16 protein-coding genes are annotated in these 12,318 nt (G+C 67.2%); 9 read left to right on the top strand and 7 right to left on the bottom strand.

Going from position 1 to position 12,318, the window contains the following annotated elements; translation table 11 throughout:
- Nucleotides 1-18: 18 nt before the first annotated feature.
- Nucleotides 19-915, bottom strand: coding sequence for a LysR family transcriptional regulator (locus IAG39_RS14545; RefSeq protein WP_118933934.1), 897 nt, complete (start codon nucleotides 913-915; stop codon nucleotides 19-21).
- A gap of 112 nt (nucleotides 916-1,027) precedes the next feature.
- Here IAG39_RS14545 and IAG39_RS14540 point away from each other — a divergent pair, with 112 nt between their 5' ends.
- Nucleotides 1,028-1,423, top strand: a complete 396-nt coding sequence (locus IAG39_RS14540; protein WP_118933935.1) for a hypothetical protein — start codon at nucleotides 1,028-1,030, stop codon at nucleotides 1,421-1,423.
- A gap of 71 nt (nucleotides 1,424-1,494) precedes the next feature.
- On the opposite strand, the gene IAG39_RS14535 is transcribed toward IAG39_RS14540, so the two are convergent.
- Entirely contained in the window at nucleotides 1,495-1,989 is a 495-nt protein-coding gene (locus tag IAG39_RS14535) for a TetR/AcrR family transcriptional regulator (protein WP_262422103.1), read from the bottom strand.
- A 203-nt stretch (nucleotides 1,990-2,192) separates the two neighbouring features.
- Here IAG39_RS14535 and IAG39_RS14530 point away from each other — a divergent pair, with 203 nt between their 5' ends.
- The 3 genes from IAG39_RS14530 to IAG39_RS14520 all read left to right on the top strand — a co-directional run bounded on the left by IAG39_RS14530 (nucleotide 2,193) and on the right by IAG39_RS14520 (nucleotide 4,453).
- The gene (locus IAG39_RS14530; RefSeq protein ID WP_059380112.1) at nucleotides 2,193-2,651 is read left to right on the top strand and encodes a hypothetical protein; all 459 of its coding nucleotides are present in this window, start codon (nucleotides 2,193-2,195) and stop codon (nucleotides 2,649-2,651) included.
- Between the two features lie 119 nt (nucleotides 2,652-2,770).
- Nucleotides 2,771-3,346, top strand: coding sequence for a hypothetical protein (locus tag IAG39_RS14525; RefSeq protein WP_059380113.1), 576 nt, complete (start codon nucleotides 2,771-2,773; stop codon nucleotides 3,344-3,346).
- A gap of 129 nt (nucleotides 3,347-3,475) precedes the next feature.
- On the top strand, nucleotides 3,476-4,453 hold the full coding sequence (locus tag IAG39_RS14520) for a tripartite tricarboxylate transporter substrate binding protein (RefSeq protein ID WP_118933937.1): 978 nt from the start codon (nucleotides 3,476-3,478) through the stop codon (nucleotides 4,451-4,453).
- Nucleotides 4,454-4,481: 28 nt separating this feature from the next.
- Here the strand turns inward: IAG39_RS14520 and IAG39_RS14515 are convergent, their stop codons facing one another.
- From IAG39_RS14515 to IAG39_RS14505, 3 genes are all read right to left on the bottom strand, one after another.
- Nucleotides 4,482-4,799: a hypothetical protein gene (locus tag IAG39_RS14515; RefSeq protein ID WP_059380115.1), complete on the bottom strand. Its 318-nt coding sequence runs from the start codon at nucleotides 4,797-4,799 to the stop codon at nucleotides 4,482-4,484.
- On the bottom strand, nucleotides 4,789-5,307 hold the full coding sequence (locus IAG39_RS14510; RefSeq protein WP_118933938.1) for a DUF523 domain-containing protein: 519 nt from the start codon (nucleotides 5,305-5,307) through the stop codon (nucleotides 4,789-4,791). The genes IAG39_RS14515 and IAG39_RS14510 overlap by 11 nt, the downstream gene beginning before the upstream one ends.
- Nucleotides 5,308-5,410: 103 nt before the next feature.
- Nucleotides 5,411-5,677: a hypothetical protein gene (locus IAG39_RS14505; RefSeq protein ID WP_118933939.1), complete on the bottom strand. Its 267-nt coding sequence runs from the start codon at nucleotides 5,675-5,677 to the stop codon at nucleotides 5,411-5,413.
- A 97-nt stretch (nucleotides 5,678-5,774) separates the two neighbouring features.
- Between IAG39_RS14505 and IAG39_RS14500 the strand changes: the two genes are divergently transcribed.
- The gene (locus IAG39_RS14500; protein WP_118933940.1) at nucleotides 5,775-6,569 is read left to right on the top strand and encodes an AraC family transcriptional regulator; all 795 of its coding nucleotides are present in this window, start codon (nucleotides 5,775-5,777) and stop codon (nucleotides 6,567-6,569) included.
- Nucleotides 6,570-6,595: 26 nt separating this feature from the next.
- Here the strand turns inward: IAG39_RS14500 and IAG39_RS14495 are convergent, their stop codons facing one another.
- On the bottom strand, nucleotides 6,596-8,338 hold the full coding sequence (locus IAG39_RS14495) for an NYN domain-containing protein (RefSeq protein ID WP_118933941.1): 1,743 nt from the start codon (nucleotides 8,336-8,338) through the stop codon (nucleotides 6,596-6,598).
- Between the two features lie 101 nt (nucleotides 8,339-8,439).
- On the opposite strand from IAG39_RS14495, the gene IAG39_RS14490 reads away from it, so the two are divergent.
- From IAG39_RS14490 to IAG39_RS14480, 3 genes are all read left to right on the top strand, one after another.
- On the top strand, nucleotides 8,440-9,009 hold the full coding sequence (locus IAG39_RS14490) for a GNAT family N-acetyltransferase (protein ID WP_118933942.1): 570 nt from the start codon (nucleotides 8,440-8,442) through the stop codon (nucleotides 9,007-9,009).
- A gap of 221 nt (nucleotides 9,010-9,230) precedes the next feature.
- Nucleotides 9,231-10,121, top strand: a complete 891-nt coding sequence (locus tag IAG39_RS14485) for a motility protein A (RefSeq protein WP_059380121.1) — start codon at nucleotides 9,231-9,233, stop codon at nucleotides 10,119-10,121.
- On the top strand, nucleotides 10,118-11,083 hold the full coding sequence (locus IAG39_RS14480) for a flagellar motor protein MotB (RefSeq protein WP_118933943.1): 966 nt from the start codon (nucleotides 10,118-10,120) through the stop codon (nucleotides 11,081-11,083). Before IAG39_RS14485 ends, IAG39_RS14480 begins: the two co-directional genes overlap by 4 nt.
- Before the next feature lie 46 nt (nucleotides 11,084-11,129).
- On the opposite strand, the gene IAG39_RS14475 is transcribed toward IAG39_RS14480, so the two are convergent.
- Complete coding sequence (locus IAG39_RS14475) at nucleotides 11,130-11,582, bottom strand: Lrp/AsnC family transcriptional regulator (protein WP_059380123.1); 453 nt, start codon at nucleotides 11,580-11,582, stop codon at nucleotides 11,130-11,132.
- Nucleotides 11,583-11,682: 100 nt separating this feature from the next.
- On the opposite strand from IAG39_RS14475, the gene IAG39_RS14470 reads away from it, so the two are divergent.
- Nucleotides 11,683-12,315, top strand: a complete 633-nt coding sequence (locus IAG39_RS14470; RefSeq protein WP_118933944.1) for a LysE family translocator — start codon at nucleotides 11,683-11,685, stop codon at nucleotides 12,313-12,315.
- The last annotated feature ends 3 nt before the right edge of the window (nucleotides 12,316-12,318 follow it).

Below are 12,318 nucleotides of genomic sequence, written 5' to 3'. Positions count from 1 at the left end.
AAGGACCATGCGCCGGCCTTAAGCCTTGCCGGTCGGCCCCAGCCGCTCCCGCAGGAAATCGATGAAGCGCCGAACCTTGACGCTGACGTGGCGAGTGTCGGGATAGACCGCGTAGACCTCCAGGCGCGGCAGCGCATACGAAGGCAGCAGGCGTTGCAGCGAGCCGCGCGCCAAAGGCTCTTCCAGCAGCCATTCCGGCAACGCGGCCACGCCGCATCCGGCCTCGGCGAACGCCAACAGCGCCGAGGCCGTGTCGGCCTGCGCCACCGGCGCCACGCGCAGCTCGTGCTCGCGGCCCTTGCTGTCCGTCAGCCGCCAGCGATCGCTGCGGCCAGGGCGGTTGGCCAGCCAGGGCAACGCCGCCAGCGCCTGCGGCGTGCGCGGCGCGCCGTGCTGCGCCAACAGGTCCGGACTGGCCACGATCCACAGCTTGAACTGGCCGATGCGCGTGGCGCGGTAGCTGGAATCCTCCAACATCCCCACCCGTATGGCCAGGTCCAGACGCTCGGCGATCAGGTCCGCATGCGCCGACCCGGCGCGGTAGCCCACCCGCAAGGCGGGATGCGCGCGCGCGAATGCCGCCAGCGCCGGCGCCACCACCCGGTTGCCGTAGTCCACCGACGCCGTCACCCGCAGGCTGCCCGACAAGGCCGTCTGGCCGGAACGCGCCTCGTCCACCGCCGCCTCGGCGTCGCGCAGCAGGCGCGCGCAGTGACCGTAGAAGCCTTCGCCCGCTTCGGTCAACGCCAGCCGCCGGGTGCTGCGCGTCAGCAACGCCACGCCCAGTTCCTGTTCCAACTGCTTGACGTTGAAGCTGACCACCGCCTTGGTCGTGCCCAGCGCCTCGGCCGCCGCCGTAAAAGAACCGGCCTCGGCTACCGCCGCATACATTGCCAGACGATTCAGATTGATCATGGAAGGCCTGGATAGATTGTCAAAAAAACACGAACAGTATATCCATCGACAGGTCGTTTTTCGGGAACAACACGGCTCCTAGAATGGCGCACCCTTTCCATGGATCCTTCCCATGTCAGATCTTTCTTCCCATTGCCTGCGCCTGACTCTCGACGTCCATTCCCGTATCGAACAGTGGATAGGCTCGCCCGATGCTCCCGACGCGCAGTTGGCCAGCCTGCTCGAGGACTTTGCGCCCGGCTTCAGCATGATCGCGGCCGACGGCCAGCGCCTGCCCGCGGAGGCTTTGCCGGCCTTGTTCGGCAGGTTGCGAGGCGCCCGCCCCGGTCTGAAGATCGACATCGACGAGCTGGCCGTGCTGCACGCCGGCGCGGATTCGGTTTTACTGAGTTACCGTGAACGCCACGCCTGGAGCGCGGGCGCGACCCAGCGGCGGGCGACGGCGCTGTTTGCCGTCCAGCCCGGCGGCCAGCCGCAATGGATGTATCTGCAAGAAACCTGGGCTTGAGAGCCGGACGGGCGCGCCCGCGATTCAGGCCCGGACCGCAACCAGAGTCCGGCCAAAAAAAAAGCCTCCGGCTAGGAGGCTTGTCGGAGCGGCTTTCGTATCCCGTCCAGCAGCAGGCTGGTGATGACTTCCGCCAGGGCCTGCTGCCCGGCCGCATCCGGCTCCTGCCGCGTGAACCGTTCAATGATGCCCATCATGGATTGGGCATACCAGTCGGCCGGAATGTCCTCGCGGAGCAGGCCCACCTGCTGCTCGGCCCTCACGTTGTCGGCGATCATCGCCGCCAGCTCGTTCTTGAGCGCCTCGGCCTCGGCGGCCTGGAAGAAGCCGATGCGCGTCAGGTTCGAATCTTCCTGCAGAATGGCGAGCAGGCCGCTCACGCCCAGGCGGACGCGGCTGTCCAATCCGGCGTCTTGCAGGCCGTCCGGCATGCGCGCCTGGCCGATGGCCTGGCGCAGGCGCTGCGCGAACAGGCCCACGAGTTCGTCGTAGGCCGCCTGTTTGCCGGCGAAGTATTGATAGAAGACAGGCTGGGTCACGCCGGCCCGGGCGACGATGTCGCTGATCCGGGTATGCTGAAATCCGCGTTCCGCGAATTCCGCCGCCGCGACCTCCAGAAGTTGAGCCCGTGTACGTTCACCCTTGGTGAGACGCTTGTCTTGCGGTAAAGAAGAGGGTCGTGCCGTAATCATCGCGAGAAAATACTACCCTTCCGCGCTTTTAGCCACTGGTTTTACCCACGGTTCCCACAATGGATACAACCATTGCAATGTCCTTCCCAAAGTGCTTGCCAACTATTGCGATCCTGGCGCTCGCCAGCCTGCTTTCGGGTTGCGTGCCCTACCCCGTGTACAAGACCATGCAGCCCGATGCCCGCGCCACCGTGCTGGACGAAAACTCCCAGCCTCTGGCCGATGCGCGGGTGGTGTTGATCAGCAGCACCTTTCCCTATGGCCGAGAGCAGTTCCGCAATGAAACCCGCAGCGCGTCCGACGGCAGCGCCGCGTTCGAGGCCCTGAAGGAATGGCGCGCCGAATCGATGATGATCCACGGAGCGCAGGTGTACTTCTGGAACTGGTGCGTGGAGAAGACGGGCTACGAAACCTACATGACGCTGGACCGCGACGCGGCGTATTTCAACGACAAACCGCAGATCACGCTGCGCCCCGGCGAGTCGCGTTCCTGCAACAACTGGCCCGACCGCCAGGACCCGTCAGCCTCCCGCTGAAATCAGTTGAAATCTCCGTAGCGCTTGAGACACTTTATGGAAGCGGCCAGGCGGTAAAGTGGCAATATCGGTCCGAGTCCGGCGTTACGCTGGGCCCGAGGCGGATCAGGAGCAAGATCATGAAGCGGTTTTCTGGCCGGATGGCCATCGTCGCGGCGCTGGCATTGGCCGTGGCAAGCGCGCCTGCCATGGCTGGCGGACGTGGCGGCGGCTATTGGGGCGGCGGCCACGGCGGATATCACGGTGGCGGATACCACGGCGGATATCACAATTACCATGGCGGCGGCGGCAGTTCCGATGGCTGGTGGATAGGCGGCGCGTTCGCCCTGGCCACCATAGGCCTGCTGCTGGCGGCCGATTCCGGACCCTCGTACACCCAGGCCGGCGTCTATTCGTCGGGCGTGGGCTACACCAGCCCGCCGGTCTACGCGGCCCCCGTCTACAACGCGCCGGTGTACGAAGCGCAGCCCGTGTACAGCGCGCCCCAGCCCCAGTACGAGCCGGTGCAGTACGAATCCGTGCCGCCCGTCAACAGCGCGCAGGCCAGCGCCACCCTGGACTGCCAGCGCTGGGCCATGAACCAGAGCGGCTACGACCCGGCCACCATCACGCAATGGACCACCCAGGTCATGGTGGACTCCTACAACCGGGCGCTCGATTCCTGCATGACCAGCCGCGGCTACCGCGCGCACTGATACGGCATTCCGGGTATTCCCGCTTGTCCCGCCGCGCCGGCCTGCCCACACTGCATGCCGGCGCGCCTCATTGAAGGACCGTCGCCGCGTCCCGGCGGACAGGCCGCCGGGCATAGACAAGGGGAAAGCATGTTGGATTTCAAGCGGATCGCGGGGCTGTGCGCCATCGGCGCAGCCTGCGCGTTCTCTGCCGCCGCGCACGCGCAGGCCGACGCCCGGGCCCAGGCCATGACCATCGTCGTGCCCTATGGCGCGGGCGGCATCGTCGACAACACCGCGCGCGCCTTCGCGCAGAAGCTGGCGGCGGAACTGGGCCGGCCCGTGGTGGTCGAGAACCGCGGCGGCGCGGGCGGCATGATAGGCATGAACACGGTGGCGCGGGCCCACGACGAGAACACCTTGGCCTTTACCGCCGTCAGCCCCGTCACGCTGTCGCCGCATGTGATGAAGACGCTGTACGACCCCTTGAAGGATCTGGCGCCGGTGGCGTCTGTGATGTATTCGCCGGTCTATCTGGTCGGCGGCCCGAAGTTCACGGGCAAGACCTTCCAGGACATGCTGGTCCAGGCCAAGGCCGATCCCGGCGGCCTGTCGCTGGCGACGGCCGGCGTGGGGTCGCTGGGGCATTTGATGCTGGAGCAGATCAATGGCCAGACGGGCGTACGCATCACGCACGTGCCATACAAGGGCATGGCGCAGATGGTGCCCGACGCTCTCGGCGGCCAGTTCACGCTGATGCTGGTGAATGCCTCAGGTCCGGTCAATGCGCTGATCGACGAAGGCAAGCTCACGCTGCTGGCGGTGGGTTCGCCCGCCCGGCTGCCGGGACGGCCCGGCACGCCCACGCTGGCCGAACTGGGCTACCCCATGGCCAACATGACATCCACTTTCGGGTTTTTCGCGCCGGCCAGCACCAGTCCGGATTTCCGTCAGCGCATGAACGGCCTGATCAACCGCATCGCCGCCATGCCGGACATCAACAAGCCGCTGACGGACGCGCTGAACATCATGTCGCCCGGCACGGTGGAGCAGTTCACGGCCCAGGTGCAGAAGGAATATGCCGATAACGGCCAGATCGTGAAGCAGGCCAACATCCGCAGCGAATGAGGGCGTGAGACAGGAAGCGGCTGGCGGCTCAGCGGCGCCAGCCGCGCCAGGCGCACAGCAGGCCGATGGCCAGCATGACGCCGGCGGGCAGGATCCAGACGAATCCCGAATCCGTGTAGACCACCTGCTCGACCGGGTCGTAGTAGCGGCCCAGCTCGTTGAAATCCCACTTCAGGTATTGCGCGTACCAGGCGTAGAAAAAGAGCGCGGACAGGGCCAGGCTTATGCCGGCGGCCGCACGCAGCAGGCCTTTGCTGCGGCCGGTGCGCACGGCCGCCTTCCAGGCCAGGACCGCGCAGCCTGCCACGGCCAGCAGCACCAGCAGGTCGCCCACGTCAGCGCCCATCCCAACGCCCATCCGCCGCCTCCAGGCCGGCCAGACAGGCCTGGGCCTCATCCCATTGCTTTTCACTGAAGACGCGCAGGCCGGCACGGGCCAGCAGTTCGGCCGTCACGCCCACGCCGGGCTGCTTGCGGCCGGCGAAATGGCCGTCGTACACGTAGCCGCTGCCGCAAGAAGGACTGCCCTCCTTCAGTACCGCGATGCCGATGCCATGCTTGCGCGCGGCTTCCAGCGCCGCTTGCGCGCCGTGCACGAAGGGGGCGGTGACGTCCTCGCCCGACACCGCCATCACCCGGGCGCGGCCAGCCAACACGGCGGCGGCGTCCGAGTCCGGCTCGATCTCGGCGGGCGGGCGCGGAACCGGCATGCCGCCCGCCATTTCCGGACAGACCGCCACCACCCGGCCCTCGTCCCGCCAGCGGGCCAGCACGGCGTTGTCATGGGACACGCCGCGTCCGTCGTAGCGCACGGGGTTGCCCAACAGACAGGAACTGACCAGAACGTATTGCATGCGTAATCCGAGGCAATGAGCCGCTGCGCAGCGCGCGGCCCGTATCCAAAGCATGCATGATAGAGCACCGGACCTGGCTGCTGGTCGTCCGCATAGCCTGGGCTCAGCTTGCCGCCGCGCCCATTTCAAGCAACCACGCGCGCAGCGCAGGATCGCGCACTTGCAGCACCTCGAACAGTCCCAGCGCATTCAACGCCGGCAAGGCCTCCTGGATGTCCCTGCGCGCATCGGCCACGGCCTGGGCCGGCGCCTGCGGATCGAGGCAGACGCGGGCGTTGGCGAGAAAAGCCCCCACCGTTCCCTTGCGAACGGCCACGCCGTTGAACTGGCCCAGATCCCTGCCGTCGGGCAGGACGTCGCTTGCTTTCATGTTGTGCTCCTGTAGATGTTCGAGACAGGAGTTACGATAGATGCGCCCGCGTGGCAAGTCTGCGCGGTTTTAGCCATTCAATACGGTATTTCTGCCAATGGCACTGCCTGCTCCAAACGCTCCCCTGCTCGACCCCGGACGCACCCGCGCCGGCGGCGGCCCCAGGCTGATCGCCGTGCGCAGCCAGGACGGCGCGCTGCGCCATACCGCCATGCATCAGCATGCGCGGGGGCAGCTGTTGGGCGCCTATCAAGGCCTGCTGACGGTCTATGCGGGAGACCATCAATGGGTGGTGGCATCCCGACAGGCTGTCTGGATACCCCCCGACGTGCCGCACGGGCTGTACTCGCATGGTCCGTATGCCGGCTACAGCGCGTACTTGAGCCCGGCGGCGTGCGCGGGGCTGCCCGCCGCGCCCTGTGTGCTGCACGCCTCGGACTTGCTGCGGGCCGCCGTGGACCGCGCCGCTTCCTGGAGCGACAGCGCCATCGACCCGGCGCGCAGCCGCGTGATCGAGGTGATCCGGGATGAGATCAGAACCCTGCCGCATGCCGGCCGGCCCCTGCTCCTGCCGCGCGACGCGCGGCTGCAGCGCTTGGCGCTTGCGCTATCGGACCAACCTTCGGACCCCCGGACACAGGAGGAATGGGCCGCCGCCATCGGCATGTCGCCGCGCACGCTGGCGCGCCGTTACCTGGCGGAAACCGGTCTGACCCTGGGCGCCTGGCGGCAGCGCGCCCGCCTGATGCGGGCGCAGGAGATGCTGGCCGAAGGCGCGGCCGTGACCACAGTGGCCTTGGAGCTGGGCTATGACAACGTCAGCGCCTTCATTGCCATGTTCAAGCGCGAACTGGGCGCCACGCCGGGCCGTTACGGCGGCCCGGGCGGTTAAGCGCTGTCAGCCCTGAGGCCCGGGCTTCAGGATTCCTCGGCCGTCTTGCTGGCCCGGCGCGCGCGGGGAGCCGCCTTGCTGGCGGTCTTGGCGGCGCTCTTGCGGGCAGGCTTGGCGGGCGCTTCGGATGCCGCCGCCGCTGGCTCGGCCGCCGCCGCTGGCGCGGTCTTGGAGGCGGTCTTGGCCGCGGTCTTCTTGGCGGCGGGACCGCTGCGGGTCGTGGCCCGCTTCGCAGCGGGCTTGTCGGCTGCGGGTTCTGCCGCCGCAGGCGTATCCGCGACCGGCTTGCCGGCCTTGGCCTCGTCCCTTGCGGCAATCCTGGCCATGCCGCCCTCGAACGGGTCGGACATCTTGGCAGGCGTCTTGCTCGCGGGCTGGCTGCGGTTTTCCGCGGCAGGCTGGGCAAAGGTCCATTCAGCGATGTTCACCGCCGGCAGCGGCTGACGCGCCTGCGGCAAGGGCTTGGGCATGGGCGGCAGGCGCGAGGGTTGGACGGGCTTCGATTCCTGCGCCCGAGCCAGGGCGTCGGCCCGCATGGCATCCAGCTTGGCGGCATCCGCTTGTTCGCCGGGCTGCCGGGCGGCGTCGGCCTGCGCGGCTGCCGGCGCGGTAGCGGACGATTGCGCGGCTGGCACGCTTGGAGCCGGCGCCTTGGCCGGCGCTTCGGCCGAGGGTTGCGCGGAAGACACCACGGGCGAAACTTCGGAGGCTGCGGCAGCGCTCTCACCGCCGGCTTCCTGCTCGGCGACCTGGCCGGTTCCCCTGCCCTCGCCGCCCGACTTGCGCCCGCCACGCGATTTGCGGCCGGAGCGGGAACGGGATTCTTCCTGACCCGCTCCGACTGGCGCGTCGCCGGTCTCAGCCGCCGCCGGCTGACGAGTCGAGGCAGAACGGGATCCGCCATCGACGGGGGCTCGGTTCACTGCCGGCGCGCCGCCTGCGCTGTCGCGGTACACATAGGTGCCGGCGTTTTCCTCGCGCCCGACTTCCAGCAGGCCGCGCGACTGCGCCTCGTCCAGCAGGTTGCCGAAGGCGCGAAAGCCGTAGTAGGACTCGTTGAAATCCGGGCGGCGGCGCTTGAGGGCGTCCTTCAGGGCGGACGCCCAGATCTTGCCGCTGTCGCCGCGTTCGGCCATGAGCGCCTCGAAGGTTTCCGCGACCATTTCCACGGCCTGGGTCTTGCGGGCCTCCAGCTCTTCCTTGCGGCGGCGTTCCTCGTCGGGCGTGCGGCGCTGCTGGCCCGCGGCGGCGCCGCCACGGTTGTCGCGGCGCGCGTCCGCCGCGCGCTGGCCTTCGCGCGCCAGGTCGTCATAGAAGATGAATTCATCGCAGTTGGCGATGAGCAAGTCCGAGGTGGACTGCTTCACGCCCACGCCGATCACTTTCTTGTTGTTCTCGCGCAGCTTGGACACCAGGGGCGAAAAATCGGAATCGCCGCTGATGATCACGAAAGTATTGACGTGGGACTTGGTGTAGCAGAAGTCCAGCGCGTCGACCACCAACCGGATGTCGGCGGAATTCTTGCCCGACTGGCGCACGTGCGGGATCTCGATAAGTTCGAAATTGGCCTCGTGCATGGGGGCCTTGAATTCCTTGTACCGCTCCCAGTCGCAATAGGCCTTCTTGACCACGATGCTGCCCTTGAGCAGCAGCCGTTCCAGCACCGGCCGGATATCGAACTTCTGGTACTTGGTGTCGCGTACGCCCAGCGCCACGTTCTCGAAATCACAGAAAAGCGCCATGCTGACGTTTTCGTTGGGGGTATTCATGTTTTTGCTCCAATGCTGCGGCGGCGCCGGGCGAGACGCCGCCAGATGACGCTCATGATATACATATATGCCGCCGGTACGCGGCGCCCACCCCAGCAGCCATGCCTGAAGCTCCGTTGTTTCCCCCTCTTGCCACCGACCGCCTGGTCCTGCAGCCCTTGGAAATCGGCGACGCCGAGGCCATCCAGCGCCTGTTTCCGCAGTGGGAAGTGGTGCGCTACCTGGTCGACCAGGTGCCATGGCCCTACCCGCCCGACGGCGCTCGCAACTATCTGGAGCAAGTGGCGATCCCTGCGATGCGTCAGGGCAGGGAGTGGCATTGGTCCATCCGCACCCGTGAGAACCCCGGCAACCTGATCGGCATCGTCAGCCTGATGGACGATGATTCCTGGAACAACCGCGGTTTTTGGCTGGACCCCGCCCATCACGGCCGGGGCTACATGACCGAGGCCAGCGAAGCCGCCACCGCCTACTGGTTCGAGGTGCTGGGCAAGCCGCTGCTGCGCGCGCCCAAGGCCTCCGTCAACGCGGCTTCGCGCCGCATCTCGGAGCGCGGCGGCATGCGCCTGGTCGCCACCGAAGAGCGCGGTTACGTCAGCGGACGGCTGCCCACGGAAATCTGGGAGATCACGCGCGAGGAATGGTTCGCCCGCAAGCCTCGCCAGGGCTGATGCCGGGCCCGCGGCATGCCGGCGCCAGACGCCGGACGACTCCGCGTCTTATCCGCCCCCATTATTTCCGGGACGACGCGCGCCGCCCGCCCGGTCCAAGCCGCCGCTTACCGCCCTTTTCGCCCCGTTTTCCGGACGATTGACTCGGACCTGCCCTGGCTAGAATTCCCCGAAATCCGGCATTCCGCGTACGGGATGCCTATGTTTATCGGGCAAGATCCATGAATCCGTCTACCGTCATCGGCGCCGCCGTCGGCCTGCTTACCCTGGTTATCGTCGTGGCCCTGGCCGCCACCGACCCCGGCATGTACATCAACCTGCCGGGCCTGGCCATCGTGCTGGGCGGCACCGCGGCCGCCGTGTTCATCGCCTATCCGCTGCCGGAAGTGCTGCGCGTCTTCAAGCTGGTGCGCACCGTCTTTCGCAACGACCAGCACGACCAGCAGCGCGACATCGAGGAACTGGTGTCCATGGCCCAGCTGTGGATGAACACCGACGTCCGCAAGGTCGAGCAGGAACTCAAGAAGGTCAGCAACCCCTTCCTGCGCACCGGCGTGCAGCTGATCATCGACAACACGCCCGAAGACCAGATCATCGAGCTGCTGCAATGGCGCGTGGCGCGGCTGCGTGCCCGCGAGCAGGCCGAGGCGCAGATGTTCCGCGTCATGGCCACCTTCGCCCCGGCCTTCGGCATGCTGGGCACGCTGGTGGGCCTGATCAACCTGATGTCGGTGCTGGGCGACGGCAGCATGCAGATGATCGGCCAGCAGCTGGCCATCGGCCTGATGACCACCTTCTACGGCATCCTGCTGGCCAACCTGGTCTGCAAGCCCATCGCGCTCAAGCTGGAACGCCGCACCGCAAGGCGCGTCGAATCCATGAACATGGTGCTGCAAGGCATCGCCATGATGTGCGAGAAGCGCGGCCCCGCGGTAGTGCGCGAAACCCTGAACTCCTTCGTCATGCACGTCGAAGACGAGATCTACGATGGCGGCGCGGACGCCAAGCCGCAGGCCGCGCAAGCCAAGGCGGAAGGTCAGATCAAACCCGCGGCCAAACCCGCCGCAGCCCAGCCCGTCTCCATCGCCCGTCCTGCCGCCGCGCGCCAATGAGCCTGATTTCCCCCACCCTGGCGCAGCGGATCGAGCAGGCCCGCCAGGCCCAGCTGCGCGCCGAGAAAGCGGCGGCCAACAGCGGCTGGCGTCCCAGCCAGAGCGACCGCAAGGACCGCTATGCCCGCTGGCACGTCGAGGAAACCGTCGAACAGGATTCCGAGAACTGGCTGCTCAGCTACCTGGACCTGATCACCCTGCTCCTGGCCATGCTGGTCGTGCTGCTGGCGCTCACGCGCCTGCATGGCGGCGCATTCGGCCAATCGGAACAGCCGGTGGAGCTGGTCGGCACGCTGGCGGCCAGCGGCCTGCCCACTTACGACGGCGAGTATTCCGAATTCGACGCCGTCCAGATTCCCGCAAGCTGGGCGCAGGCCGAGACGCCGGCGGCCGCCGCCGCGACCACGCCGGCGCAGCCGGCCCAGGAAGGCGAGATCGTCGCCGACGCCGCCCCGCCGCTGCGCGCGCCCTCCAAGGAATCGCTGGGCCTGGGCGACCTGGGCAAATCGGTGGACGTGATCATCAACGAACAGTCGGTGAGCTTTCGCATCAGCAATGAACTGCTGTTTCCGTCCGGCCAGGCCACCCTCAGCCCCACCGGCCTGGACGTGATCAAGCGCCTGGCCGCCATCCTCAACAAGAACGACTACCAGGTCTCGGTCGAGGGCCACAGCGACCCGGTGCCCATCCAGACCCGGCAATTCGCGTCCAACTGGGAACTGTCCAGCAGCCGCGCCACCAGCGTGCTGCGCGAACTGGTCCGCGACGGCGTATCGGCCCAGCGCCTGCGCGCCGTTGGCTACGCCGAGACCCGTCCCATCGAGTCCAACGACACCCCGGCGGGCCGCGCGGCCAACCGGCGCGTGGAACTCATCATGGACATTGCGCCCGCGCAAAAGGCGGCGCAGGGCGCGGCGCCTGGCGCCGCGGCGGCCGCTCCCGCCTCCGCCACAAAATCCTGATCCAGGTCCAGGCCGCGCAGCCGCGCGGCCTGTCTCTCCGTCCGCCTCAGAGCGGCACAGGCCGGTTCCTCAGCACGTTCTTCATCACCAGCGTCGACCTCAACCGCAGCACGCTGGGCAACGCCGACAGCACCCGGTCATAGAGCGCCTGGAACGCCGGCAAGTCCTGGGTGACGACGTGCAGCATGTAGTCCGGGTCGCCGAACAGCCGCTGCGCCTGCACCACCTCGGGAATATCGGCCAGGGCGGCCTCGAACGCCGACACCCGGTCGCTGCTGCCTTCGCGCATGGTGACGAAGACGATGGCCGAAAAATTCAGCCCGACCGCGGCCAGATTGATGTTCGCGCCATAGCCGCTGACGACGCCCGCCTCTTCCAGCGCCCGCAGCCGCCGATGACACGGAGACAGGCTCAAGCCGACCCGTTCCGCCAGGTCCGTGATGGAAATGCGGCCGTCTTCCTGTAGCTGCGCAAGAATTTTTCTATCTAGATCATCCATGAGGAAGATTCTACCCAGAACTGCAATTCTTGCGGTAGATGGAAGAAGCACTTCCCCCTGCTTCGCCGATAACATTCCCCGCCTGAGATTCATTTGGGGTATGCAGTTGGAAACCGGCAATCTGGTGGCGTTTTGGCTTGTTTCGCTTTCTTTGGTTGTCGTCCCGGGCGCGGATTGGGCCTATGCCATATCCGCCGGCTTGCGGGACAAGGCCGTCCTTCCCGCCGTGGCGGGGATGTTGACCGGCTATCTGATGATCACCATGGTGGTCGCGGCGGGCATAGGCGCCCTGGTGGCGAGCGAACCCGCGATCCTCACCGTCCTGACCCTGGTCGGCGCGGCGTATTTGCTTTGGCTGGGGGCCAACGTGCTGGCGCATCCTGCCGAGCCCAAGGCGGGCGATGCGCAGGCCGCGGGGCATTGGCTGGGCTGGGCCGCAAGAGGTTTCGCCGTCAGCGGCGTGAATCCCAAGGCCATCCTGCTGTTCCTGGCCCTGCTGCCGCAATTCACCAGCCGCGACGGCGCCTGGCCGATATCCACGCAGATCACGGCGTTGGGGATCCTGCAGATCCTCAATTGCGCCGTCATCTATACCCTGGTGGGCCTGGGGTCGAAGGCGGTACTGCAATCGCGCCCGGTCGCCGCGCGCAGGGTCAGCCAGTTTTCGGGCCTGGCCATGATCGTCATTGCGCTGATCCTGTTCGGCGAACAGGCCGCGGTATTGATGGCCTGACCC

It is taken from the genome of Achromobacter xylosoxidans (assembly GCF_014490035.1).
GTDB lineage: Bacteria > Pseudomonadota > Gammaproteobacteria > Burkholderiales > Burkholderiaceae_B > Achromobacter > Achromobacter bronchisepticus_A.
The sequence above is the reverse complement of the archived record's forward strand: the minus strand, read 5'-3'. Positions and strand labels throughout refer to the sequence as shown.

Bases quoted from the DNA above. Each gene is read 5' to 3' on its own strand.
- IAG39_RS14500 (WP_118933940.1), top strand. From the start codon at position 5,775: ATGGCACTGCCTGCTCCAAACGCTCCCCTGCTCGACCCCGGACGCACC.
- IAG39_RS14540 (WP_118933935.1), top strand. From the start codon at position 1,028: ATGTCAGATCTTTCTTCCCATTGCCTGCGCCTGACTCTCGACGTCCAT.
- IAG39_RS14515 (WP_059380115.1), bottom strand. From the start codon at position 4,799: ATGGGCGCTGACGTGGGCGACCTGCTGGTGCTGCTGGCCGTGGCAGGC.
- IAG39_RS14505 (WP_118933939.1), bottom strand. From the start codon at position 5,677: ATGAAAGCAAGCGACGTCCTGCCCGACGGCAGGGATCTGGGCCAGTTC.
- IAG39_RS14475 (WP_059380123.1), bottom strand. From the start codon at position 11,582: ATGGATGATCTAGATAGAAAAATTCTTGCGCAGCTACAGGAAGACGGC.
- IAG39_RS14480 (WP_118933943.1), top strand. From the start codon at position 10,118: ATGAGCCTGATTTCCCCCACCCTGGCGCAGCGGATCGAGCAGGCCCGC.
- IAG39_RS14545 (WP_118933934.1), bottom strand. From the start codon at position 915: ATGATCAATCTGAATCGTCTGGCAATGTATGCGGCGGTAGCCGAGGCC.
- IAG39_RS14520 (WP_118933937.1), top strand. From the start codon at position 3,476: ATGTTGGATTTCAAGCGGATCGCGGGGCTGTGCGCCATCGGCGCAGCC.
- IAG39_RS14530 (WP_059380112.1), top strand. From the start codon at position 2,193: ATGTCCTTCCCAAAGTGCTTGCCAACTATTGCGATCCTGGCGCTCGCC.
- IAG39_RS14485 (WP_059380121.1), top strand. From the start codon at position 9,231: ATGAATCCGTCTACCGTCATCGGCGCCGCCGTCGGCCTGCTTACCCTG.
- IAG39_RS14490 (WP_118933942.1), top strand. From the start codon at position 8,440: ATGCCTGAAGCTCCGTTGTTTCCCCCTCTTGCCACCGACCGCCTGGTC.
- IAG39_RS14470 (WP_118933944.1), top strand. From the start codon at position 11,683: ATGCAGTTGGAAACCGGCAATCTGGTGGCGTTTTGGCTTGTTTCGCTT.
- IAG39_RS14510 (WP_118933938.1), bottom strand. From the start codon at position 5,307: ATGCAATACGTTCTGGTCAGTTCCTGTCTGTTGGGCAACCCCGTGCGC.
- IAG39_RS14495 (WP_118933941.1), bottom strand. From the start codon at position 8,338: ATGAATACCCCCAACGAAAACGTCAGCATGGCGCTTTTCTGTGATTTC.
- IAG39_RS14525 (WP_059380113.1), top strand. From the start codon at position 2,771: ATGAAGCGGTTTTCTGGCCGGATGGCCATCGTCGCGGCGCTGGCATTG.